Annotated in this window: 28 protein-coding genes and 1 tRNA gene; 20 read left to right on the top strand and 9 right to left on the bottom strand. The window is 57.7% G+C overall.

The genetic code is table 11. The features are described 5' to 3' along the window. Window positions 1-44 precede the first annotated feature (44 nt). The gene (locus tag KGA98_RS21920; protein ID WP_057715549.1) at window positions 45-1,133 is read right to left on the bottom strand and encodes an asparaginase; all 1,089 of its coding nucleotides are present in this window, start codon (window positions 1,131-1,133) and stop codon (window positions 45-47) included. 352 nt (window positions 1,134-1,485) lie between these two features. On the opposite strand from KGA98_RS21920, the gene KGA98_RS21915 reads away from it, so the two are divergent. The 8 genes from KGA98_RS21915 to KGA98_RS21880 all read left to right on the top strand — a co-directional run bounded on the left by KGA98_RS21915 (window position 1,486) and on the right by KGA98_RS21880 (window position 9,183). Then, the gene (locus KGA98_RS21915) at window positions 1,486-1,947 is read left to right on the top strand and encodes a hypothetical protein (protein WP_150812525.1); all 462 of its coding nucleotides are present in this window, start codon (window positions 1,486-1,488) and stop codon (window positions 1,945-1,947) included. Window positions 1,948-2,138: 191 nt separating this feature from the next. After that, on the top strand, window positions 2,139-3,095 hold the full coding sequence (locus KGA98_RS21910) for a sugar ABC transporter substrate-binding protein (protein WP_057715547.1): 957 nt from the start codon (window positions 2,139-2,141) through the stop codon (window positions 3,093-3,095). A gap of 55 nt (window positions 3,096-3,150) precedes the next feature. Then, a complete protein-coding gene (locus KGA98_RS21905) occupies window positions 3,151-4,704 on the top strand; it encodes a sugar ABC transporter ATP-binding protein (RefSeq protein ID WP_150812526.1) in 1,554 nt (517 codons plus the stop codon). After that, on the top strand, window positions 4,701-5,678 hold the full coding sequence (locus KGA98_RS21900) for an ABC transporter permease (protein WP_057715545.1): 978 nt from the start codon (window positions 4,701-4,703) through the stop codon (window positions 5,676-5,678). Before KGA98_RS21905 ends, KGA98_RS21900 begins: the two co-directional genes overlap by 4 nt. A gap of 3 nt (window positions 5,679-5,681) precedes the next feature. After that, window positions 5,682-6,701 carry a LacI family DNA-binding transcriptional regulator gene (locus KGA98_RS21895; RefSeq protein ID WP_150812527.1) on the top strand — a complete coding sequence of 340 codons (1,020 nt, stop codon included), beginning with the start codon at window positions 5,682-5,684 and terminating at the stop codon, window positions 6,699-6,701. Between the two features lie 91 nt (window positions 6,702-6,792). Beyond that, complete coding sequence (gene rbsK, locus KGA98_RS21890) at window positions 6,793-7,710, top strand: ribokinase (protein ID WP_057715543.1); 918 nt, start codon at window positions 6,793-6,795, stop codon at window positions 7,708-7,710. Continuing rightward, complete coding sequence (rbsD, locus tag KGA98_RS21885; protein ID WP_150812528.1) at window positions 7,707-8,111, top strand: D-ribose pyranase; 405 nt, start codon at window positions 7,707-7,709, stop codon at window positions 8,109-8,111. Before rbsK ends, rbsD begins: the two co-directional genes overlap by 4 nt. A 64-nt stretch (window positions 8,112-8,175) precedes the next feature. Further along, a complete protein-coding gene (locus KGA98_RS21880) occupies window positions 8,176-9,183 on the top strand; it encodes a nucleoside hydrolase (protein WP_150812529.1) in 1,008 nt (335 codons plus the stop codon). 33 nt (window positions 9,184-9,216) lie between these two features. Here the strand turns inward: KGA98_RS21880 and KGA98_RS21875 are convergent, their stop codons facing one another. Beyond that, window positions 9,217-9,429, bottom strand: a complete 213-nt coding sequence (locus KGA98_RS21875) for a hypothetical protein (protein ID WP_057715541.1) — start codon at window positions 9,427-9,429, stop codon at window positions 9,217-9,219. Window positions 9,430-9,561: 132 nt separating this feature from the next. Here KGA98_RS21875 and KGA98_RS21870 point away from each other — a divergent pair, with 132 nt between their 5' ends. Both KGA98_RS21870 and KGA98_RS21865 read left to right on the top strand, forming a co-directional pair. Continuing rightward, on the top strand, window positions 9,562-9,867 hold the full coding sequence (locus tag KGA98_RS21870) for a hypothetical protein (protein WP_007975706.1): 306 nt from the start codon (window positions 9,562-9,564) through the stop codon (window positions 9,865-9,867). A 165-nt stretch (window positions 9,868-10,032) separates the two neighbouring features. Beyond that, window positions 10,033-10,353, top strand: coding sequence for an I78 family peptidase inhibitor (locus KGA98_RS21865; protein WP_008047240.1), 321 nt, complete (start codon window positions 10,033-10,035; stop codon window positions 10,351-10,353). Between the two features lie 70 nt (window positions 10,354-10,423). Here KGA98_RS21865 and KGA98_RS21860 read toward each other — a convergent pair whose 3' ends face one another. Further along, on the bottom strand, window positions 10,424-10,636 hold the full coding sequence (locus KGA98_RS21860) for a cold-shock protein (RefSeq protein ID WP_003179963.1): 213 nt from the start codon (window positions 10,634-10,636) through the stop codon (window positions 10,424-10,426). Between the two features lie 292 nt (window positions 10,637-10,928). Next, entirely contained in the window at window positions 10,929-11,231 is a 303-nt protein-coding gene (locus KGA98_RS21855) for a hypothetical protein (protein ID WP_150812530.1), read from the bottom strand. 375 nt (window positions 11,232-11,606) lie between these two features. Here KGA98_RS21855 and thrS point away from each other — a divergent pair, with 375 nt between their 5' ends. The 9 genes from thrS (at window position 11,607) to KGA98_RS21810 (ending at window position 19,060) form a co-directional block, all read left to right on the top strand. Beyond that, complete coding sequence (gene thrS, locus KGA98_RS21850; RefSeq protein WP_090454263.1) at window positions 11,607-13,529, top strand: threonine--tRNA ligase; 1,923 nt, start codon at window positions 11,607-11,609, stop codon at window positions 13,527-13,529. Continuing rightward, entirely contained in the window at window positions 13,529-14,080 is a 552-nt protein-coding gene (infC, locus tag KGA98_RS21845) for a translation initiation factor IF-3 (protein ID WP_172435703.1), read from the top strand. Before thrS ends, infC begins: the two co-directional genes overlap by 1 nt. 60 nt (window positions 14,081-14,140) lie before the next feature. Further along, entirely contained in the window at window positions 14,141-14,335 is a 195-nt protein-coding gene (gene rpmI, locus KGA98_RS21840) for a 50S ribosomal protein L35 (protein ID WP_002553160.1), read from the top strand. 28 nt (window positions 14,336-14,363) lie between these two features. Next, complete coding sequence (gene rplT, locus KGA98_RS21835) at window positions 14,364-14,720, top strand: 50S ribosomal protein L20 (protein WP_007905879.1); 357 nt, start codon at window positions 14,364-14,366, stop codon at window positions 14,718-14,720. Between the two features lie 109 nt (window positions 14,721-14,829). Beyond that, window positions 14,830-15,846 (top strand): phenylalanine--tRNA ligase subunit alpha, encoded by a 1,017-nt coding sequence (gene pheS, locus KGA98_RS21830; protein WP_007975711.1) that lies wholly within the window; start codon window positions 14,830-14,832, stop codon window positions 15,844-15,846. 26 nt (window positions 15,847-15,872) lie between these two features. After that, window positions 15,873-18,251 carry a phenylalanine--tRNA ligase subunit beta gene (pheT, locus tag KGA98_RS21825; RefSeq protein WP_223503784.1) on the top strand — a complete coding sequence of 793 codons (2,379 nt, stop codon included), beginning with the start codon at window positions 15,873-15,875 and terminating at the stop codon, window positions 18,249-18,251. Window positions 18,252-18,254: 3 nt separating this feature from the next. Continuing rightward, window positions 18,255-18,557: an integration host factor subunit alpha gene (gene ihfA / locus KGA98_RS21820; protein WP_002553164.1), complete on the top strand. Its 303-nt coding sequence runs from the start codon at window positions 18,255-18,257 to the stop codon at window positions 18,555-18,557. Continuing rightward, window positions 18,538-18,894 carry a MerR family transcriptional regulator gene (locus KGA98_RS21815; RefSeq protein WP_003179985.1) on the top strand — a complete coding sequence of 119 codons (357 nt, stop codon included), beginning with the start codon at window positions 18,538-18,540 and terminating at the stop codon, window positions 18,892-18,894. The genes ihfA and KGA98_RS21815 overlap by 20 nt, the downstream gene beginning before the upstream one ends. An 89-nt stretch (window positions 18,895-18,983) precedes the next feature. Then, a tRNA-Pro gene (locus KGA98_RS21810) sits at window positions 18,984-19,060 on the top strand. A gap of 89 nt (window positions 19,061-19,149) precedes the next feature. Here the strand turns inward: KGA98_RS21810 and KGA98_RS21805 are convergent. The 5 genes from KGA98_RS21805 to KGA98_RS21785 form a co-directional block, all read right to left on the bottom strand. Further along, window positions 19,150-20,262 carry a phage integrase Arm DNA-binding domain-containing protein gene (locus KGA98_RS21805; RefSeq protein ID WP_223503788.1) on the bottom strand — a complete coding sequence of 371 codons (1,113 nt, stop codon included), beginning with the start codon at window positions 20,260-20,262 and terminating at the stop codon, window positions 19,150-19,152. After that, a complete protein-coding gene (locus KGA98_RS21800) occupies window positions 20,262-20,474 on the bottom strand; it encodes a hypothetical protein (RefSeq protein ID WP_151213167.1) in 213 nt (70 codons plus the stop codon). The genes KGA98_RS21805 and KGA98_RS21800 overlap by 1 nt, the downstream gene beginning before the upstream one ends. Before the next feature lie 219 nt (window positions 20,475-20,693). Further along, window positions 20,694-21,083 carry a hypothetical protein gene (locus KGA98_RS21795; RefSeq protein WP_223503781.1) on the bottom strand — a complete coding sequence of 130 codons (390 nt, stop codon included), beginning with the start codon at window positions 21,081-21,083 and terminating at the stop codon, window positions 20,694-20,696. An 87-nt stretch (window positions 21,084-21,170) separates the two neighbouring features. Beyond that, window positions 21,171-21,848 carry a hypothetical protein gene (locus tag KGA98_RS21790; protein WP_223503779.1) on the bottom strand — a complete coding sequence of 226 codons (678 nt, stop codon included), beginning with the start codon at window positions 21,846-21,848 and terminating at the stop codon, window positions 21,171-21,173. A gap of 119 nt (window positions 21,849-21,967) precedes the next feature. Then, on the bottom strand, window positions 21,968-22,399 hold the full coding sequence (locus tag KGA98_RS21785; RefSeq protein WP_223503777.1) for a hypothetical protein: 432 nt from the start codon (window positions 22,397-22,399) through the stop codon (window positions 21,968-21,970). Window positions 22,400-22,448: 49 nt separating this feature from the next. Between KGA98_RS21785 and KGA98_RS21780 the strand changes: the two genes are divergently transcribed. Continuing rightward, the gene (locus tag KGA98_RS21780) at window positions 22,449-22,793 is read left to right on the top strand and encodes a hypothetical protein (RefSeq protein WP_223503775.1); all 345 of its coding nucleotides are present in this window, start codon (window positions 22,449-22,451) and stop codon (window positions 22,791-22,793) included. The last annotated feature ends 5 nt before the right edge of the window (window positions 22,794-22,798 follow it).

The following is a 22,798-nucleotide window of genomic DNA, read 5'->3' as shown; positions in this document are numbered from 1 at the left end:
TGGCGCACGGGGTGCCCGACCGGATCCGGTCGGGCGAGGGCGAATCAGTATTCCCAGAACATCCGTTGCAGCTCTTTGCTGTCATTGGTTTTGGTCAGCGCGACCATCGCCAGGACCCGGGCTTTTTGCGGATTCAGGTCGTTGGCCACGACCCAGTCGTATTTATCGTCAGGCTGTTCGGCGTTGCGCAGTACAAAACCGCCGGCGTTGACATGGGACGAACGAATGATCTGCACGCCATCCTTGCGCAGGGCTTGCAGGGCGGGCACCACTCGCGACGATACCGAGCCATTGCCGGTGCCGGCGTGGATGATGGCTTTGGCGCCGGACTGAGCCAGGGCCTTGTAGGCGGTGTCGCTGACGTTGCCATAGGAATAGGCGATCTCGACGTCAGGCAGGCTCTTGATGGTCTTGATGTCGAATTCGGAATCCATGGTGTGACGCTTGGCTGGCAGGCGGTACCAGTAGGATTTGCCTTCTACCACCATGCCCAGCGGACCCCAGGCGCTTTTAAACGCTTCGGTCTTGATGTTGATCATTTTGCTGACGTCGCGACCCGACTGGATTTCATCATTCATGGTCACCAGCACGCCTTTGCCTCGCGCGTCTTTGCTGCTGGCCACGGCCACCGCGTTGTACAGGTTCAGCATGCCATCGGCGGACATCGCGGTGCCTGGGCGCATGGAGCCTACGACGATGATCGGCTTCTCGGTTTTTTCCACCAGGTTGAGGAAGTACGCCGTTTCTTCCAGGGTGTCGGTGCCGTGGGTGATCACGATGCCATCGACGTCTTTGCTGTCGGCCAGCTCGGCTACGCGGCGACCCAGTTGCAGCAGGTTTTCGTTGGTGATGCTTTCGGAGGCGATTTGCATGACCTGTTCGCCGCGAACGTTAGCCAGTTGGCTCAGTTCAGGAACGCCGGCGATCAACTGTTCAATGCCGACTTTCGCCGCTTGATAGGTTGCGCTGTTGGCGGCGCTGGCGCCAGCGCCGGCAATGGTGCCGCCGGTGGCCAGGATCACCACGTTGGCCAGTTTCTGTTGGGTTTCGGCTTCTTTGGCCTGAAGGGCGGTGGGCAGGAGCAGCAGCAGGGCCAAGGCGCCCGGAACAAAGGTCTTGAGTGCAGATGTCATTATTTTTCTCTTCTAGTTGTGAGACGGTGCAGATGCAGGTTCATCTAGATACGCCCCGGGCGAATCTGAACGCCGGGGGTGCGAGGGGAAGAGCAGGATCTGTACCAGTAATACGCTGAATTGAAAAAACACACCTAAGTTAATGATTTGTAACGATATTGCTGTTTGTGTCCAGAGCGGTTTCGGGGCTGGGCGTCCGGAATGCCGAACATGTTTAACTTTCGCGTTCGGCTCTCCGAAACGGATCGCGGTCTTGTTTAGGATTTAAACAGGTCAAATCATCCGTCATGACTAAAGAAACGCCCGAGCCGGTCGATGCTCCTTCAAGGGATCTTTTTCTTCGGGAGTTCACATGTCGTTATCTGTTGGCATTCCCAATGCCGCCGGCATCACCATCGCTGGCAAATCGGCCACTACCCCTCGTGCCTTGAGCGACGCAGCCGCTGATTCGGCTGCTCAAGCGCTGGGTGCAAAGGAAAGCGACGGCAACCAGGTCAAGACGGGCCCGGTAGGTCTGGGGGAGAGTGCCGGCGTACAGGCCGAATCGGAAACCAGCGATAACACCAGCATCGCGGTGAAGGTCTTGCTCAAGCGTCTGAAGGAATTGCAGCAGCAATTGCGCGAGCAACAGCAGCAACTGGCACAAGCCCAGGCAGCGTCCTATCCAACCCCGGAAGCCAAGACCACAGCAGTAGCAGCCATACAGGGGCAAGTTGCCGACACCAACGGCGCCATCCTGCAAGTGAGTGCGAGCCTGATAAAGGAAATGACCAAGGGTTCTGGCACGGGATCGGTGGTCAATACCACGGCATAGCTGAATGCCGTTTTTCGCCAAACATAGCTGAAAGCGCTTTTCAGGTCGTTGACAAATACCGGCAGGGTTCGCATAGTTTGGTTCACGCAAACGTTTGCGCTGCTCCAATGATGGCTTTTCATCGCAGCGGGCCGTGAAGCTTACGCCAGCGCAAGCGTTGCTCACAATAATCATAAGATCGGAGTGAACCCATGAAGCTGCCATTCGCTGGACGTCTTCTCGCTGTCGCTATGTTGGCTGCTGCATCCGCTGCATTGCCTGTCTCTTCGGCTTTTGCTGAAACCACTGAAAAACCGAAAGTCGCACTGGTCATGAAATCCCTGGCCAACGAGTTCTTCCTGACAATGGAAGACGGCGCCAAGGCCTACCAGAAAGATCACTCCGGCGAATTCGACCTCATCTCCAACGGCATCAAGGATGAAACCGACACCGCAGGCCAGACGCGTATCGTCGAGCAGATGATCCTGGCCAAGGTCAATGCACTGGTGATTGCGCCGGCAGACTCCAAGGCCATGGTCCCGGTGATCAAGAAAGCCATCGATGCCGGTATCACCGTGATCAACATCGACAACCAGCTGGACCCTGCCGTCGTCAAAAGCAAAAACATCAATGTTCCGTTCGTAGGCCCGGACAATCGCAAGGGCGCACGGCTGGTGGGGGACTACCTGGCCAAACAGCTGAAGGCCGGTGACGAAGTCGGCATCATCGAAGGTGTGTCCACCACCACCAATGCCCAGCAGCGAACCGCAGGTTTCAAGGATGCGATGGAGGCGGCGCAGATCAAGGTCGTGTCCCTGCAATCCGGAGACTGGGAGATCGACAAGGGCAACAAGGTAGCCGCGTCGATTCTCAGCGAATACCCGCAAACCAAGGCCCTGTTGGCCGGCAACGACAGCATGGCGGTCGGTGCGGTGTCTGCGGTGCGCGCCGCGGGCAAGGCCGGCAAGGTGCAGGTGGTCGGCTACGACAACATCAATGCCATCCAGCCGATGCTCAAGGATGGTCGCGTGCTGGCCACTGCGGACCAGTTCGCGGCTAAACAGGCGGTGTTCGGCATCGAGACTGCATTGAAGATTCTCAAGGGCGAGAAGGTCGACGGCGGCGCCAATGGCGTGATTGAAACGCCGGTAGAACTGGTCACCAAGTAGCCTTCTGGCGACGTAACGGCGCTCGTCCAGCCGGACGGGCGCATGGAGAGTTTTTATGTCAGTTTGCGCTCCGAACGCTGTCCTTTCGGTCAGTGGTATCGGCAAGACTTACGCCCAACCGGTCCTGGCCGGCATCGACCTGACGCTCATGCGCGGGGAAGTGCTGGCGCTGACCGGTGAGAACGGTGCGGGCAAAAGCACGCTTTCGAAGATTATTGGCGGGTTGGTCACGCCGACCACCGGCCAGATGCAGTATCAGGGGCAGGACTATCGTCCGGGTAGCCGGGCTCAGGCTGAAGCGCTGGGTATCCGCATGGTCATGCAGGAACTCAATCTGCTGCCGACCCTGTCGGTGGCGGAAAACCTGTTTCTCGACAACTTGCCCAGCAAGGGCGGCTGGATCAGTCGCAAGCAGTTGCGCAAGGCCGCCATCGAGGCCATGGCCCATGTCGGGCTAGACGCCATTGACCCGGACACCCTGGTCGGCGAGCTGGGCATCGGCCACCAGCAAATGGTGGAGATCGCGCGCAACCTGATTGGCGATTGTCATGTGCTGATTCTCGACGAGCCGACCGCGATGCTCACTGCCCGCGAAGTCGAAATGCTGTTCGAGCAGATCACCCGCCTGCAGGCTCGCGGCGTATCGATCATCTACATCTCCCATCGCCTCGAAGAGTTGGCGCGAGTCGCGCAACGCATTGCCGTGCTGCGCGACGGCAACCTGGTCTGTGTCGAGCCGATGGCCAACTACAACAGCGAGCAACTGGTCACGCTGATGGTCGGCCGCGAGCTCGGCGAACATATCGATATGGGGGCGCGCAAGATTGGCGCTCCGGTGTTGACGGTCAAGGGCCTGAGCCGGTCCGACAAGGTTCGCGACGTGTCGTTCGAAGTCCGTGCCGGAGAGATTTTCGGGATATCCGGTTTGATCGGCGCGGGGCGCACCGAATTGCTGCGTCTGATCTTCGGTGCGGATATCGCCGACAGCGGCACGATTGCCCTGGGGGCGCCGGCGCGGGTCATCAATGTGCGTTCGCCAGTGGATGCGGTCGGGCATGGCATCGCGTTGATCACTGAAGATCGCAAGGGCGAAGGCCTTTTGTTGACGCAGTCGATCGGCGCCAATATCGCCTTGGGCAACATGCCCGGCATCTCCGGCGCGGGCTTTGTCGACAACGATAAGGAGCGCGCTTTGGCCCAGCGTCAGATCGACGCCATGCGCATTCGCAGTTCCGGTCCGGCACAACTGGTGTCCGAGTTGTCCGGCGGCAATCAGCAGAAAGTCGTCATCGGCCGTTGGCTGGAGCGCGATTGCTCGGTGTTGCTGTTCGACGAGCCGACCCGCGGCATCGACGTCGGCGCCAAGTTCGATATCTACAACCTTCTCGGTGAGTTGACCCGCCAGGGCAAGGCGCTGGTGGTGGTCTCCAGCGACTTGCGCGAGCTGATGCTGATCTGCGACCGGATCGGCGTGCTGTCGGCAGGAAGCCTGATCGATACCTTCGATCGCGACAGCTGGACCCAGGATGAGTTGCTCGCCGCTGCTTTCGCCGGCTACCAAAAACGTGATGCGCAGCTCGTTGAAGCCGCGCCTAGGGATCTTCCATGAATACCGCTTCTTATGCCGGCAAACGCAGTGGCAACTTCTACGGCCTGGGCACCTATCTGGGGCTGGCGGGTGCCTTGTTGGCGATGATCGTGCTGTTCTCGGTGCTGAGCAGTCACTTCCTGTCGTACGATACTTTCAGCACCCTGGCCAACCAGATTCCGGACCTGATGGTGCTGGCGGTCGGCATGACCTTTGTGTTGATCATCGGTGGCATCGACCTGTCGGTGGGCTCGGTGCTGGCGCTGGCGGCCTCGACCGTGAGCGTGGCGATTCTTGGGTGGGGCTGGGGCGTGCTGCCGGCGGCCCTGCTGGGCATGGCCGTCGCGGCGCTTGCCGGTACCATCACCGGCTCGATCACTGTGGCGTGGCGGATACCATCATTCATCGTGTCCCTGGGCGTGCTGGAAATGGCTCGCGGTGTGGCGTACCAGATGACCGGTTCGCGTACGGCCTACATCGGCGATGCGTTCGCCTGGCTGTCCAATCCGATTGCCTTCGGCATTTCGCCGTCGTTCATCATTGCGTTGCTGATCATTTTCGTCGCCCAGGCCGTGTTGACCCGCACGGTGTTCGGTCGCTACCTGATCGGTATCGGCACCAACGAAGAGGCCGTGCGACTGGCGGGGATCAACCCGAAGCCTTACAAGGTCCTGGTCTTCAGCCTGATGGGGTTGCTGGCCGGCGTTGCGGCGTTGTTCCAGATTTCTCGCCTGGAAGCCGCCGACCCGAATGCTGGCTCCGGTCTTGAATTGCAGGTGATCGCGGCCGTCGTGATCGGCGGTACCAGCCTGATGGGCGGGCGCGGCTCGGTGATCAGCACGTTTTTTGGCGTCCTGATTATTTCCGTGCTGGCCGCGGGGCTGGCGCAGATCGGGGCAACCGAACCGACCAAGCGCATCATTACCGGCGCGGTGATCGTGGTGGCGGTGGTGCTGGATACTTATCGCAGTCAACGCGCAAGCCGGCGGACCTGAGTCATGGCGACTATCAAAGATGTGGCAGCCCTTGCCGGCATTTCCTACACCACGGTTTCCCATGTGGTGAACAAGACCCGCCCGGTCAGTGAAGAGGTGCGGATCAAGGTCGAGGCGGCGATCCAGACCCTCGACTACGTTCCCAGCGCCGTGGCCCGTTCACTCAAGGCCAAGACCACGGCCACCATCGGCCTGTTGGTCCCCAACAGCCTCAACCCGTATTTCGCCGAGCTGGCCCGGGGTATCGAGGATTACTGCGAGCGAAACGGTTACTGCGTCATCCTGTGCAACTCCGACGACAATCCGGACAAGCAGCGCAGCTACCTGCGTGTGCTGCTGGAAAAACGCATCGACGGCCTGATCGTCGCCTCGGCCGGCGGCGACAGTGGCCTGGCACAAGGCCTGAAAGGCGTCCGCACGCCCATGGTGATCGTCGACCGCGGACTGGACGGTGTCGATGCGGACCTGGTGCGCATCGACCATGAATACGGCGCGTATCTGGCGACCCGGCACCTGTTGGAGTTGGGGCACCGGGATATCGCCACGATCAGCGGGCCGCAAAGCACCAGTGTGGCGCAGATGCGTCTGGCGGGTTATCGCAGGGCCTTGAAGGAGGCGGGTGTCGAAGTCTCTCCCGGGCGCATGCTGGAAAGCGATTTCACCAGCACCGGCGGTTACAGCGCTGCCGCGTTTCTGCTGGAAAGCAATCCGCCTACCGCCGTTTTTGCGGCCAACGACATGATCGGCATCGGTGTGCTGAGGGCCGCCGCCGAGCGCAATATTCGCGTACCGAGCGAGTTGTCGGTGATCGGCTTCGACGATATCCAGATGAGTCGGTATGTCTACCCGTCGCTGACCACGGTCGGGCAATCGATCCTGCAGCTCGGCGAAATGGCTGCCGAAGTGCTTTTGCGCCGAATCGCCACGCCGGGCCTGGCGACCGATCAGCGGATCGTGACGCCGAGTATCGTCATGCGTGAATCGACGGCGCCGCTGGCCGGCGTGTTTGCCCAATTCCGTTGAAACAAAAAGCCGTCGAAAGCAGAGAGCCGTTGAAAACAGAAAGCCGCTGAATCAAAAGCGCCGCCGAAACAGAATCGATGAGTAGCAACGTATGTCAGCAAAAGTAGTGGTAATTGGCAGTTTGAACATGGACCTGGTGACCCGGGCCCCGCGCTTGCCCAAGGGCGGTGAAACGCTGATTGGTCAATCGTTTACCACCGTCTCCGGTGGCAAGGGCGCCAATCAGGCCGTGGCTGCGGCGCGGCTGGGAGCCCAGGTGTCGATGATCGGCTGCGTGGGCAATGACGCTTATGGTGAGGCACTGCGCGGGGCGCTGTTGGCCGAGCAGATCGATTGTCGGGCGGTGAGCACCGTTGACGGTTCCAGCGGCGTGGCGTTGATTGTGGTCGACGACAGTAGTCAGAACTCCATCGTGATCGTCCCCGGTGCCAACGGTGCATTGACCGCAGAAACCATTGACCGTTTTGATTCGGTGATACGTGCGGCGGACGTGCTCATCTGTCAGCTGGAAGTGCCCGATGCGTCTGTTGGCCATGCGCTCAAGCGCGGCCGCGAGCTGGGCAAGACAGTCATCCTCAACCCGGCTCCGGCCAGCCGTCCGCTGCCATCGGACTGGTACGCGTCCATCGATTACCTGATTCCCAACGAAAGCGAAGCGTCGGCCCTGAGCGGACTGTCAGTGGACTCCCTGGACACCGCACAAGCCGCGGCAACCCGCCTGATTGCCCTGGGCGCCGGCAAGGTGATCATCACTCTCGGTGCGCAAGGTTCGCTGTTTGCCGATGGCCAACGCTTCGAACATTTCCCCGCGCCCGTGGTAAAGGCTGTGGATACCACGGCGGCCGGCGATACGTTCGTCGGCGGTTTCGCTGCGGCACTGGCGGCGGGAAACGATGAGGCGCAGGCGATCCGCTTCGGACAGGTGGCCGCGGCGCTGTCGGTCACCCGTGCCGGCGCGCAGCCTTCAATTCCCGCCTTGAGCGATGTACAGGCGTTTAAAACCCCATGAAAAAGACACCCCTGCTCAACATTGCGCTGTCGCGACTGATCGCTTCATTGGGACATGGCGACAGGGTCGTCATCGGGGATGCGGGGCTGCCGGTTCCTCCGGGCGTTGAATTGATCGACCTGGCCCTGACCCATGGCATTCCGGACTTTGTCAGCACCTTGAAGATCGTGCTCAGTGAGATGCAGGTCGAAAGCCATGTGCTGGCTCAGGAAATCTTCGATAAAAAGCCGTCGGCCCTGGTCACGCTGGAAACGCTGGATGGCGAAGGCGCGTTGGGTCGGCGTGAGTTGCTCACCCATGAACAATTCAAGGTCTTGAGCCGACAAGCCAGGGCGATTGTTCGTACAGGCGAATGCCAGCCGTACTGCAACATTGTGCTGGTCGCCGGGGTTACGTTTTGACTGGCTGTCCGCGTTTTGATGTCCCTGGCACAAGGCGTGCGCCCCGCATCGCTATGCTCAGTAACTGCACCCACTGCTCCGGAGCCTGCTGCTTTTGACCCTGACGACCGCAACCAACGCCCAGGCGGCACCAAAGATCGACCTGATCATCGACACCGATCCGGGGGCTGACGATGTCGTTGCCCTGTTGTTCGCCCTGGCATCGCCGGACGAACTGAATGTCCGGGCATTGACCACCGTTGCCGGCAACGTTCGCCTGGACAAGACCTCACGCAATGCGCGGCTGGCCCGGGAGTGGGCGGGGCGCGAAGAGGTGCCGGTCTATGCGGGGGCGCCCAGACCCCTGATGCGCACACCCATCTACGCCGAGGACATTCATGGCAAGGAAGGGGTGTCGGGCATTGCCGTGCATGAGCCCAGGAAGGGGCTGGCCAAGGGCAGCGCCATCACCTATCTGATCGATACCTTGAAATCTGCCGAGCCCCACAGCATTACCATTGCCATGCTTGGCCCGCAGACCAACCTGGCCCTGGCGTTGATCCAGGAGCCGGGTATCGTTCAGGGGATCAAGGAAGTGGTGGTCATGGGCGGCGCGCACTTCAATGGCGGCAATATCACGCCGGTGGCCGAGTTCAACCTGTTCGCCGATCCGCAAGCGGCCGAGGTGGTGCTCAACAGTGGCGTGAAGCTGACCTACCTGCCGCTGGATGTGACCCACAAGATCCTTACCAGCGAAGCGCGACTGAACCAGATTGCCGCGCTGAACAACAACGCCAGTCGTCTGGTGGGCAGTATTCTCAATGAGTACATCAAGGGCGACATGGAACACTACGGCCTTCCGGGCGGCCCGGTGCATGACGCCACGGTTGTCGCTTATCTGCTCAAGCCGCAATTGTTCAGCGGTCGTTCGGTCAACGTGGTGGTCGACAGCCGCGAAGGACCGACCTTTGGACAAACCATCGTCGACTGGTATGACGGCTTGAAAGCGCCAAAGAACGCCTTCTGGGTAGAAAGCGGCGACGCCCAGGGCTTCTTCGATCTGCTGGCCGAGCGCCTGGCCCGCCTGAAGTAAGCATCGTCTCCCGCAGGTGCTTGCCTGCGGGTTTTACTCCCTCGTACTAACCGCTTCGGTCTTTTGGTCCGATAGATGTTTCTCGAAAATCTGCTCGATGAACGATTGGGCGGCTTCGGTTCCAAGGTCCCTGACCAGAAGGTCGATACCGATAATGGCGAGCTCTTCCGTGCTGCTTGGGCTGTAGGAGCTGTGGCCGTCTTGCCACTTGGCCTTGATGGCAGCGTCGATGCTTACGGTGGTCATGATGGCACTCGGGAGGTCGGGGAAGTCTGAGTACCGAGTTAACCATTTTGCGGGGCTTTTGACACGTCGACTTAGGCATGAAAGGAGGGCTGTGCGACACTTGGTCTCTGACGAATATTCAAGGAACGCGCTGTGCAGATCGATTTGAACTCCCCGGATGGCCTGACCCTCGAGGCGGTGCGTCAGTTGCTGGCCGGCGCCAGTGACGATGAGCACACCCAGTTGCGGGTCACCAAGGGAGGCATTGCCTACATCTCCTCGGGTGTCGTGGGCGGTACCGATATCGACGGGTTGTTGTTCCGGCTCGAAACCTGGGCCAAGGGCTCCGGTTATGTCGGGCGGGTTGCGGCCAGCGATGAAGTCTGGGTCATGCAAATCTTCAATGCCTTGAAAGAGAACTGGCCCAATCCTCCTTACGACTACATCGACGTTTATTGAGCGTCGTTCATATTCAGTCACGATTCAGTGATTAAGGGCAGGGCGACGCTCAGGCAGAATCGCGGCTCGTCCGGATCATGGGCAGGGTGCCAGCGCTCCCTGTGAAACCAAACGCCAGTCTGGCTGTCGCACGATCTCAGCTTAATCATTGAATAAGGAGGCTTCATGCCTTGGAAGCTCGCGTCATTGGGTACTTTGTTGGCCGTTGCCACGCTGGCCGGTTGCAGCACTCCCTCTACGGAGTCGGCAACAACGGATGTTGCGACGACTGACACGGGTCACAGTCGCTGTGAGGCAAAGGCTGCCGAGTTCACCATCGGCAAACAGGCATCGCCGCAGCTGCTCGAGCAGGCGCGTACCCGCGCCGGGGCGCAAAGTGCACGGTTCCTGCTGCCAACCGATATGGTGACGCTGGAGTACCGTTCCGATCGCCTGAACCTGAACACCGATGCCAGCCGGGTAGTGACCCGCGTCAACTGCGGCTGATCGTTCGACTTTTGTTTCACCCATAAAAAACCCCGTCACATGGACGGGGTTTTTTTAGTGCGCCTGGAAATTACTCTGGGCGAACTTGAGCAGCTTGCATACCCTTTTGGCCTTTCTCAGCCACGAAGGAAACAGTCTGGCCTTCTTTCAGGCTTTTGAAACCGTCGCTTTCGATAGCTTTGAAGTGTACGAACAGGTCGTCACCGCCACCTTGAGGAGTGATGAAGCCGAAGCCTTTTTCATCGTTGAACCATTTAACGGTGCCGGTTTGGCGATTAGACATGGTGTATCTCCAAGAAACATATATTTTCAGTAGTACTGTGCTGCTCAGGCCAACTGGGCACACCCGAGTATCATAGTCGAAATGTTCGGTTTGGGAGCCCCCCGGACGCACTGTTTGCCAATCAGACGTTTTTTCTTTGTACCCTTTAGCGGCTGAAAGCCCCGTTCTATAAGGCTTTCGGCCGAAAGTTAAGGCGATAAAAAAAGCTGAAAAACCTGAATAAATTGTACGAAAGGTCCTGTTTCAGCGGCTTTTTAACAGTGTTTCAGGGGCTGAAAGCATGGGGGCGGGCTTATTTTTGCTCTGTTTTGGTGGCCTTGCAGGCTGCAATTTTGCTCAGTGCCTGCTGCTTCAAAGTGTCGCTGGCCGTGTTGTTCATCAGGGCCTGAATGTCGGCGGCAGGGTACGATTTGATGGCATCGGCACCGCAGGCGCAGTGGGATTTTGCTGCTGCGGCGCCGATCTGTGGTGTGGCAGTCTGGGTGCACTGCGCCATGTATATCTCTCGTTCGCCTTTCGGCCATTCTGCATGGGCGGCCAGTGGCAGCAGGAGAATGACGGGGGCGACTACGGCGAATAAACGATTCAGACGCATGCTGAGATACTCCTTGTGGGTCAGATATCTTGTTATCTGAGGGCGATAGTGCGCTTCAAGTTCAGCACTCTGGCATAAAAACAGCCAATTTACCCTGCTGCAAAACCTGCGCACGGTGGCAACCGTTCATCTGTGCTAGCATGCGTGGCTCGGGCGTTTGCAGGCTCCGACGGACCTTCAGTCCCGGTGGCGGCAGACGCACGATTAACCCTGATTTGAATCCCAGTCACTCTGGTTCGGTTTCCCGGTTGGCCGCAAGGCTCCTGCCGCTGTAAGGCAGGCGTTCGTCATTGAACGGCCTGGACCGGATCTTGTACTGGCTCATCCCAACCCACGTGACCTTTGGTAGGGGTCACCACTAGGAGAGGAGGCGCCATGCCAACTATTACTCTTCCCGACGGCAGTCAACGTTCATTCGATCACCCGGTTTCCGTAGCCGAGGTCGCCGCATCCATCGGTGCAGGCCTGGCCAAGGCCACCGTTGCCGGCAAGGTCGATGGCAAGCTGGTCGACGCCAGCGACATCATCGACAGCGACGCGTCGCTGCAAATCATCACGCCAAAGGATGAAGAGGGGCTGGAGATCATTCGCCACTCTTGCGCCCACCTGGTTGGCCACGCGGTCAAGCAGTTGTACCCGACCGCCAAAATGGTCATCGGTCCGGTCATCGATGAAGGTTTCTATTACGACATCGCCTTCGAACGTCCTTTCACGCCGGACGACCTGGCGGCCATCGAGCAGCGCATGCAGCAGCTGATCGAGAAAGATTACGACGTGATCAAGAAAGTCACTCCGCGCGCCGAAGTGATCGAAGTGTTCAAGGCCCGTGGCGAAGACTACAAGTTGCGCCTGGTCGAAGACATGCCGAACGAGCAGGCCATGGGCCTGTACTATCACGAAGAATACGTCGACATGTGCCGCGGTCCGCACGTGCCGAACACCCGCTTCCTGAAATCCTTCAAGCTGACCAAGCTGTCCGGTGCCTACTGGCGCGGCGATGCCAAGAACGAGCAATTGCAGCGCGTCTACGGCACCGCATGGGCGGACAAGAAGCAACTGGCGGCTTACATCCAGCGCATTGAAGAAGCCGAAAAGCGCGACCACCGCAAGATCGGCAAGCGCCTGGGCCTGTTCCACACCCAGGAAGAGTCGCCGGGCATGGTGTTCTGGCACCCGAACGGCTGGACTTTGTACCAGGTGCTCGAGCAGTACATGCGCAAGGTTCAGCGCGACAATGGCTACCTGGAAATCAAGACGCCGCAAGTCGTTGACCGCAGCCTGTGGGAGAAATCCGGGCACTGGGCCAACTACGCCGACAACATGTTCACCACCCAGTCGGAAAACCGCGACTACGCGATCAAGCCAATGAACTGCCCCTGCCACGTGCAGGTGTTCAACCAGGGCCTGAAAAGCTACCGCGAGCTGCCAATGCGCCTGGCCGAGTTTGGCGCGTGCCACCGTAACGAGCCATCGGGTGCCTTGCACGGCATCATGCGCGTGCGCGCGTTCACTCAGGACGACGCTCACATCTTCTGCACCGAAGAGCAGATGCAGGCCGAGTCCGCCGCGTTTATCAAGCTGACCATGGACGTCTACGCCGATTTCGGCTTTAAAGATGTCGAGATGAAGCTGTCCACTCGTCCGGAAAAACGCGTCGGGTCCGACGAGCTTTGGGATCGCGCCGAAGCTGCGCTGGCCGCAGCCCTTGATAGCGCGGGCCTGCCGTACGATCTGCAACCGGGCGAGGGTGCGTTCTACGGTCCGAAGATCGAATTCTCGTTGAAAGATTGTCTCGGTCGCGTCTGGCAGTGTGGTACCCTGCAGCTCGATTTTAACCTGCCGGTCCGTCTGGGAGCCGAATTCGTCTCCGAAGACAACAGTCGCAAGCACCCGGTGATGTTGCACCGGGCGATCCTGGGGTCCTTCGAGCGTTTCGTCGGAATCCTGATCGAGCACTACGAGGGTGCATTCCCGGCGTGGCTTGCTCCGACCCAGGCAGTGGTGATGAATATCACTGACAAACAGGCTGATTTCGCCGCCGAGGTTGAAAAAACCCTCAACGAAAGCGGATTTCGTGCCAAGTCTGACTTGAGAAATGAAAAAATCGGCTTTAAAATCCGCGAGCATACTTTGCTCAAGGTTCCTTATCTCTTGGTTATCGGAGATCGGGAAGTCGAGATGCAGACTGTCGCTGTGCGTACTCGTGAAGGTGCTGACCTGGGCTCGATGCCCGTCGCCCAGTTCGCTGAGTTCCTCGCGCAAGCGGTTTCCCGGCGTGGTCGCCAAGATTCGGAGTAATTATTATTAAGCGTGAAATGAGACAAGATAAACGAACTGCACCGAAAGCCCCGATCAACGAGAATATCTCGGCACGCGAGGTTCGGTTAATTGGGGCTGAAGGTGAACAGCTCGGGATTGTGTCAATTGAAGACGCGCTTCTTAAGGCTGAAGAGGCCAAGCTGGATCTGGTGGAGATTTCCGCCGATGCAGTACCACCTGTTTGCAAACTGATGGACTACGGCAAATCGATCTTCGAAAAGAAGAAGCAGATTGCTGCGGCCAAGAAAAACCAGAAGCAGATTCAGGTTAAAGAAATCAAGTTTCGTCCAGGGACGGAGGAAGGGGATTACCAGGTAAAACTGCGCAACCTGGTACGTTTCCTGAGTGACGGGGACAGGGCCAAGGTATCCTTGCGATTCCGCGGCCGTGAGATGGCCCACCAGGAGCTGGGGATGGAACTCCTCAAGCGAGTTGAAGGTGACTTGCTCGAGTACGGTTCGGTCGAACAGCATCCTAAGATGGAAGGACGCCAGCTGATCATGGTCATCGCCCCGAAAAAGAAGAAGTAATCAACAGGGCACGGCAGGCCTTCTGATTATGTTTATCAACTGAATGCGGAGTATCCGAACATGCCAAAAATGAAGACCAAAAGTGGTGCTGCTAAGCGGTTTCTGAAAACTGCTAACGGTATCAAGCACAAGCACGCTTTCAAGAGCCACATCCTGACCAAAATGTCGACCAAGCGTAAGCGTCAACTGCGCGGTAGCAGCTTGCTGCATCCGTCTGACGTGGCAAAAGTCGAGCGCATGCTGCGCCTTCGTTAATTTTAGTCAAGAATAGAGGAAGTAACTCATGGCTCGTGTAAAGCGTGGCGTCATTGCCCGTAAGCGTCACAAAAAAATTCTGAAACTTGCTAAAGGCTACTACGGCGCACGCTCCCGCGTATTCCGTGTTGCCAAGCAAGCGGTAATCAAGGCAGGCCAATACGCCTACCGTGACCGTCGTCAGAAAAAACGTCAGTTCCGCGCTCTGTGGATCGCTCGTATCAACGCTGGTGCTCGTATCAACGGTCTGTCCTACAGCCGTTTCATCGCCGGCCTGAAAAAAGCGTCCATCGAGATCGACCGTAAGGTTCTGGCTGATCTGGCAGTGAACGAAAAAGCGGCGTTTGCTGCGATTGTCGAGAAAGCTAAAGCCACCTTGGCTTAAGTACCCCCGACAGTCACCCGGCCTTGCATCTGTGGGGTCAGGTGTTAAACGTCATAAATAGGGGAAGAGCCTTCAAGCTCTTCCCCTATTTTGTATCTGGAGTCTGTACATGGAAAACCTGGATGCGCTCGTCTCTCAAGCTCTAGAGGCTGTGCAAAGCGCTGAAGATATCAATGCCCTGGAGCAAATCCGGGTTCACTACCTTGGCAAGAAGGGTGAATTGACTCAGGTGATGAAGACCCTGGGGAATTTGCCGGCAGAAGAGCGTCCGCAGGTCGGTGCGCTGATCAACGTTGCCAAGGAGCGTGTCACAGAGGTCCTTAATGCGCGCAAGGCATTGTTTGAAGAAGCCGATCTGGCTGCCAAACTCTCTGCCGAGTCCATTGACGTGACCCTGCCTGGCCGTGGTCAGACCTCCGGTGGTCTGCATCCGGTTACCCGTACTCTGGAACGCGTCGAACAGTTCTTCACCCGTATTGGCTACGGCATCGCCGAAGGCCCTGAGGTCGAAGACGACTATCACAACTTCGAAGCGCTCAACATCCCCGGCCACCACCCGGCCCGGTCGATGCATGACACCTTCTATTTCAATGCGAACATGTTGTTGCGCACCCATACCTCGCCGGTACAGGTCCGCACCATGGAGTCGAAACAGCCGCCGATCCGCATCGTCTGCCCAGGTCGTGTATACCGCAGCGACTCCGATATCACCCACTCGCCGATGTTCCACCAGGTCGAAGGCCTGCTGATCGATCGCGACATCAATTTCGCCGACCTCAAAGGCACCATCGAAGAATTCCTGCGGGTGTTCTTCGAAAAGGAACTGGCGGTGCGTTTCCGTCCTTCGTACTTCCCGTTTACCGAGCCATCCGCTGAAGTCGACATGGAATGCGTGATGTGCAGCGGTAAAGGCTGCCGCGTCTGCAAGCAGACCGGCTGGCTGGAAGTGATGGGTTGCGGCATGGTTCACCCGAACGTGCTGCGCATGTCCGGGATCGACCCGGAAGAGTTCTCGGGCTTTGCCTTCGGCATGGGCGTAGAGCGTCTGGCCATGCTGCGTTACGGCGTGAACGACTTGCGTCTGTTCTTCGACAACGACTTGCGGTTCCTCGCGCAATTTCGCTAGTCGTAACGAATTCTTAGGAGAGCAGGATGAAATTCAGTGAACAATGGCTGCGTGGCTGGGTTAGCCCGCAGGTAAGTCGCGACGAGCTGGTTGCTCGTCTGTCGATGGCCGGTCTTGAGGTCGATAGCGTTACGCCGGCCGCCGGTGTTTTCAGTGGCGTGGTCGTTGGCGAGGTGCTGAGCACCGAGCAGCACCCGGACGCCGACAAACTGCGCGTGTGCCAGGTCAGCAACGGTTCGGAAACCTTCCAGGTTGTTTGCGGTGCGCCAAACGTGCGCCCGGGCTTGAAGATTCCTTTCGCCATGATCGGCGCCGAGCTGCCAGGCGACTTCAAGATCAAGAAGGCCAAGCTGCGTGGCGTCGAGTCCAACGGCATGCTGTGCTCGCAAACCGAGCTGCAGGTCGGTGAAGGCAATGACGGCCTGATGGAGCTGCCGGCCGATGCGCCGGTGGGCGAGGATTTCCGCGTTTACCTGGACCTGGAAGACGCCAGCATCGAGGTCGATCTGACCCCGAACCGTGGTGACTGCCTGTCCCTGGCCGGTCTGGCCCGTGAAGTGGGTGCCCTGTACGCCGCTGCGGTGGTCCGTCCGGTGGTGGCTTCGGTTCCTGCCGCCCACGACGAAGTGCGCTCGGTAGAAGTGCTGGCGCCCGCCGCGTGCCCACGTTACCTGGGGCGTGTGATCCGTAACGTCGACCTGTCCAAAGCAACGCCGCTGTGGATGGTCGAGCGTCTGCGTCGTGCCGACGTGCGCAGCATCGACGCTGCCGTCGACATCACCAACTATGTGATGCTGGAACTGGGTCAGCCGCTGCACGCCTTCGATCTCGCTGAAATCAACGGTGGCATCCGTGTGCGCATGGCTGAAGAGGGCGAGAAGCTGGTGCTGCTCGACGGCCAGGAAGTCAGCCTGCGTAGCGATACGCTGGTGATTGCCGACCACTCCCGCGCACTGGCAATTGCCGGCGTCATGGGTGGCGAGCACAGCGGTGTTTCCGCGACCACACGTGATGTGTTCCTGGAAAGCGCCTTCTTCGACCAGATCGCCGTAGCAGGCAAGGCCCGTTCCTATGGCCTGCACACCGATGCATCCCATCGCTATGAGCGTGGCGTGGACTGGCAGCTGGCCCGCGAAGCCATGGAGCGCGCGACTGGTTTGCTGCTGGAAATCACCGGTGGTGAAGCGGGTCCGATCATCGAGACCGTCAGCGAACAGCACCTGCCGAAAATTGCTCCGATCACCCTGCGTGCCCAGCGTATTACCCAGATGCTGGGTATGGAAATGGATTCGGCCGAGGTGGAGCGTCTGCTCAACGCCTTGGGCCTGACCATTACTGCCGATGGGGCAGGGCAGTGGCGTGTAGAAGTTCCAAGCCATCGCTTCGATATCAGCCTGGAAGTGGACCTGATCGAAGAACTGGCACGCCTGTATGGCTACAACCGTTTGCCGGTTCGTTATCCGCAAGCGCGTCTGGCGCCGCAAGCCAAGGCAGAAGCCCGTAGCGACCTGCCTGAACTGCGCCGCCTGCTGGTTGCCCGTGGATATCAGGAAGCAATTACCTATAGCTTCATTGATCCGAAACAGTTCGAACTGTTTAATCCGGGTGTGGAGCCGTTGCTGCTGGCCAATCCGATCTCCAATGACATGGCTGCCATGCGTTCGTCGCTTTGGCCGGGTCTGGTCAAGGCGCTTCAGCACAACCTGAACCGTCAGCAGGATCGCGTGCGTCTGTTCGAAAGCGGCCTGCGTTTCGTTGGCCAGCTTGAAGGTCTGAAGCAAGAGCCGATGTTGGCGGGTGTTGTTTGCGGTAGTCGCCTACCGGAAGGCTGGGCGCAGGGTCGCGATACCGTCGACTTCTTCGACGTCAAGGCAGACGTGGAAGCGGTGCTGGGTTTTGCCGGTGCTCTGGATTCGTTCACTTTCGTGCCGGGCAAACACCCAGCGCTGCACCCGGGTCAAACCGCGCGCATCGAACGTGACGGTCGTCTGGTCGGCTTCATTGGCGCGATCCACCCTGAATTGTCGAAAACCCTCGGTCTCGACCGTCCGGTCTTCGTCTTCGAGCTGGTTCTGGCGGAAGTGGCGTCGGGCAAAATGCCAAAATTCCACGAGTTATCGCGCTTTCCTGAAGTGCGTCGTGACCTTGCACTGATTGCGCACAAAGACGTTGCAGCCACGGCTGTACTGGACGTAATCCGTGAAAATGCAGGCGAATGGCTGACAGACCTCAGGCTATTTGACGTGTATCAGGGTAAAGGCATTGATCCTGATAGAAAAAGCCTCGCAGTCGGCTTGACCTGGCAGCATCCATCGCGCACTCTTAATGACGATGAGGTGAATGCCGCAACGCAAAACATCCTCACCTCGCTCGAACAAAGGTTGAACGCCACGTTAAGGAAGTGACGTATGGGGGCTCTGACGAAAGCTGAGATGGCGGAACGTCTGTATGAAGAGCTGGGCCTGAACAAACGGGAGGCCAAGGAATTGGTCGAACTGTTTTTTGAAGAAATCAGGCACGCTCTCGAAGACAACGAACAAGTCAAATTGTCCGGTTTCGGCAATTTCGACCTTCGGGACAAACGCCAGCGGCCTGGCCGCAATCCGAAAACGGGGGAAGAAATCCCGATCACGGCTCGCCGTGTGGTCACCTTTCGTCCAGGGCAGAAGTTGAAGGCCCGAGTTGAGGCTTATGCTGGAACCAAGTCATAACGACGAGCTCCCCGTCATCCCGGGCAAACGCTACTTCACCATTGGTGAAGTCAGCGAGCTGTGTGCGGTAAAACCACACGTGCTGCGCTACTGGGAGCAGGAGTTTCCTCAACTCAACCCTGTCAAACGCCGCGGAAACCGCCGGTATTATCAGCGCCAGGACGTGCTGATGATCCGGCAGATCCGTGCGCTCCTTTACGATCAGGGGTTCACCATCGGCGGAGCGCGCCTGCGTTTGTCCGGTGATGAAGCCAAAGACGACACCACCCAATACAAGCAAATGATCCGCCAGATGATCGCCGAGCTCGAAGATGTTCTGGTGGTACTCAAGAAATAAATTCTCGCTTTTAAATACTTCCAGTTTTCAAAAGCTTGCGATATATTCTTGAGCGTTCCTCGAGATGAGGAATGGGTTTCACGCCTAGTCGGGGCGTAGCGCAGTCCGGTAGCGCACTAGCATGGGGTGCTAGGGGTCGAGTGTTCGAATCACTCCGTCCCGACCATTATTCCTGAGTAAAATCAGACACTTAAGCCGATCGGATAGATCGGCTTTTTTGTGCCGGCGCAAAACCCGCGCAAAACTGGCGCAAAACTACCCGGTGATTTCGCTGATATTTAGGTCCGGAATCGCCTCTGACCAAATGATTTCCTCATGGTCACGCTGGTAGTTTTTGGTCATGCCTTCGCTCGCATGCCCCGCGATTTTCTGCCCGTCCTTTCCGGCTTTCTTGTACAGGTGCAGTGACAACGCTCGCACTTCGTGGAAGCCCGGCATCTCTTCTTCCTTCCATCCCGCGTAGCAGTTTGCCGCCTCCCTGGCGTCCTTGAATGCTCGCGTCAAATACCGCTCTTCAATTTTCGTCCAATGGTCCTTGGTCTGTGCCTGTTTCTGTTTCAGGCGATCGGGCTTGCGGTGTACCAGGTACGGGGAAGCAGTGTCGTCACGGCAGCGGCTAATCACAGCCTGCAACTCGGGTGTCACCCGGAAGCGGATCCACGCCGCGTCACTAGCCTTTGCCGTCTTCTTCTGCACCAAGTACAGGAAGCCCTCTCGAACACCGTCGAAGCGCATGTCTAGGATGTCCGTCCGGCGCTGGGCAGTGATGAGGGCGAGGTCAATTGCGTTCTGTAGCCAGGCTGGAGCTTTCTCCCGGATGGCCTTCAAGCCTTCGACGGTATGGCGTTTGCGTTGTTTCTTCTCAATGCGGTTGATTGTGCTGGCCGCCGGGTTGTCTGGGCACAGGCCTTTGGCTGCAGCGTGATTGAAAACATCGATCAGCAGTGCCCGGCATTGGTTTGCCGTCCGGGGGGTTAGGGCATCCAGCATCTCCGCGACCATGCGGATCGTGATCTGGTCGACGGCCTTGCCCTCGAACTGCTTACGGAATCGGCGGAAGTGCACTGCGTACAGCCCCAGAGTTCCCTTGGCCAGTTCGCGTGGTGGTAAAACTTCGCGCTCGTAGGTGTCGAGGAAGCCTGCGAAAGATTCGGATGAGTTGCCCAGCACGGCGCCAATTAAGTCTGCGCCGCGCATGAACTCCAGGTTTAATTGCTTCGCTGCGTCGATGGCCTTGATGCGATCAGTGCCGAACTGAAACCACTTACCGTCGGTTGGCCGGCGGTAGCGATAGGTTGAGCGCCGCGCATCGAAGTACAGGTTCTGCGGAAGGCTCTTGTTCGCCTTGTTGCGCGGCCGTGGGACCATCATGCAGCTCCTTTCAAGACCATCGCCACCAAGTCGTTGCCGTCCGAGCGGGTGAATGCGGTCCAGTCAACGTACCAGAGTTTTCCGATCTGCTCGCCCGGGACTACGCCGTTGCGGATATGGTTGCGAATCGCTTGTGGGCATTGTGGGGTGCCGTTTTCGCCCCAGCGCCGGCGTTGAAACTCGCTGATCTTGATCAGTTCTTTTTTCATTGGGTGCTCCATGCCGCCCGGGGCGGCAGAGGGTGGTATGTATAATTCTGATGAAGGGTGTGAGGCACGCTTCGCAGGTGGGCTACGGTTTATTGGTTCATCTCGCCAGTTGCGTACACGCTTTCTCCCCTGAGGTGACTGGCGGGGTGAGCCCTTACCGGTGCGGCCCCTTGTAGATGAGCCAGAGCATGTAGAGCGGCGCTGCTATTGGGATGAGGATCATGACCGTCTCCCGATTTCAGCAGCAGCCACTACGATTGCGCGGCACGTCGCTGCGAACGGATCGTCGTGGTGATACCTGGTGTGCTCACCGAACCTCTTGGCATCCACGTATGTGTAAGGGTCGGTATCACCGTCGTATGGCTCAACGATATGAATAGCCACGCCCAACCGCTCCATGCGGCCCATGACGACGGCCAGGCGAAGGGCATCGCCGTCGTTGATGAGGGGGTTCCAGTGAGCGCGGACACCAGACTTTCCGGCCAGGCGATAAGGCCACTTCGTATCTCGGCAGGTGCACGGTTCGATTTCGATGCGGCCGGCTTTGGCCGCGAGGATAAGCAGCGCGCGATCAGCTGCCGCGGCATCCTGCGTCATTTCTTCAGGCATAGCGATTCCTTGCCGCTATAGCGGCTGACGTTGAAGGGTGAGGATTGGGGAAGCGGGACTGTAAAATCCCGTTTTATTGGAAAATTACTATCGACTGCTCCGGAAGAGACTTACAAACTTTCCTATCTCGTGAAGTTTATCGAATAAAGGAGCAATGCCATCATGTGCAATCGTTACAATTAGCGCTGCGGCAGCAAGTATTGACAGGAGAGTATTGAAGCGTTCAAAAGTATTGTTAATCTTAAACGATACCCGCTCTTCTTCGCACATCCATTCACTACCATTAAAGTAGGTTAAGTAGAAAACGATGTAGTGGGCTCCCGCTTTAGCATTTCTGTGTGTTTTTAGCTTGTAAGTAAAAGGGGCATTTATCAGGCTTTTTTCAGTTATAATATAATTTGCGCTCTCTTTTGTGTCGAATATAAATTCGGGCTTTTCCCAATTTTCATTCTGCATTGATGATGGGGTTAGTGAGAAGCCACCATTGTCGACTTTTATTTTTTTCTCTCCCCACTTCAGGGCGTTTTTTTGTTGAGATAACTCAGTGTGTAAGTATGAGTTTTCCTCGTCAAAAACATTGTTCGATATGTAGCAAACTATTTTGAATCCGCTATTTGATCCGTATCCTGTAACGTATTGCTCTAGGTTTAAAGTTTCTCCAGGATTTAAAATGCTTTCCTTTAGTTTGGATGCGAGCTTATATGCACCCGGTTTGTCTGAATTTGGATGGTTTAAGGCCTTTGGTCCCAAAGTTATTTTTAGCATGGTGTTGATGCCCTAATACGGAAGGGCGGATATTAGACATTATTTTCTGTGATGTAGAGTTCAAGTGTGCATTTTCGGGCGTACAAGAACCCTGGCGACCAAGCGTCAGAAGAGATTTTTCAATCTGCTTCCGTTGCAGGTTTGCGGAATACGGGAAGGGCGGCGGCCTGCTCGCGAACCACCCGCATGCCCGCCTCGTCGTAGCCCCAGATGTTGCTGTCATTGAACCGTTCAGGTCCGAGATAACCCGGGTGCAGCGGCTCACCGTTGCAGATGTAATCCCGGAATTCTTTGACTAGATCCTTCAGCGTGCCGCCGTGGCTGAAGCCGCGCCACTTCCCACCCCACACCGTGTCATGCGTGAAGATGCGCTTGCCGCTGTAATCATCGATGAACCAGACCTTTCCCCGCTGATCGACTTCCATGCTGGCGCAGCGATTTGCGGTCTGGCTGTAGAAGAACCGGCGCCCGTGGGCGGCGATGATCCGGATCACCTTGTTGACCTGCTCGGCGCGCTGGCGTTTCAAGGCGAGTTTGTTTTCTGTGGGCATGGGGCGTCCTATGCCGGGGCATGCCCGGGCGGTGGAGGGTGGTCAGCTGATGAACGGTGCATCGCATTTAGTTGCGGATTTGTTTGGAAAAGGGTTCCGACTCGGAGCAGGATTAGACCGAATCGAACAGGCGGAGAAGTTGGAAATGGAAACTTGTACTTACGTTGAACCGATGATTATCCCGATGGAGCTCACTCAGGGAAGGGAGGCATGGATTGACTATCCAGCAAGCGCCCAAAGTCTTGTCTTGCCTGAGAGAGTGCGCGTACTCATAGGTGGAGGTGGACTTTTTGACGTCAAAGGCAATCTATGCGGACCTTTTGATAGCTGGGATGACATACATCAATTAGCCGCGGAGATTGCAAACAACTGGTACGACCGAGGTAATGGCTGATCTCG

The sequence above is a fragment of the Pseudomonas sp. BF-R-24 genome (genome assembly GCF_019947335.1).
Lineage (GTDB): Bacteria > Pseudomonadota > Gammaproteobacteria > Pseudomonadales > Pseudomonadaceae > Aquipseudomonas > Aquipseudomonas jessenii.
This window is presented reverse-complemented; position numbering and strand designations above follow the sequence as displayed.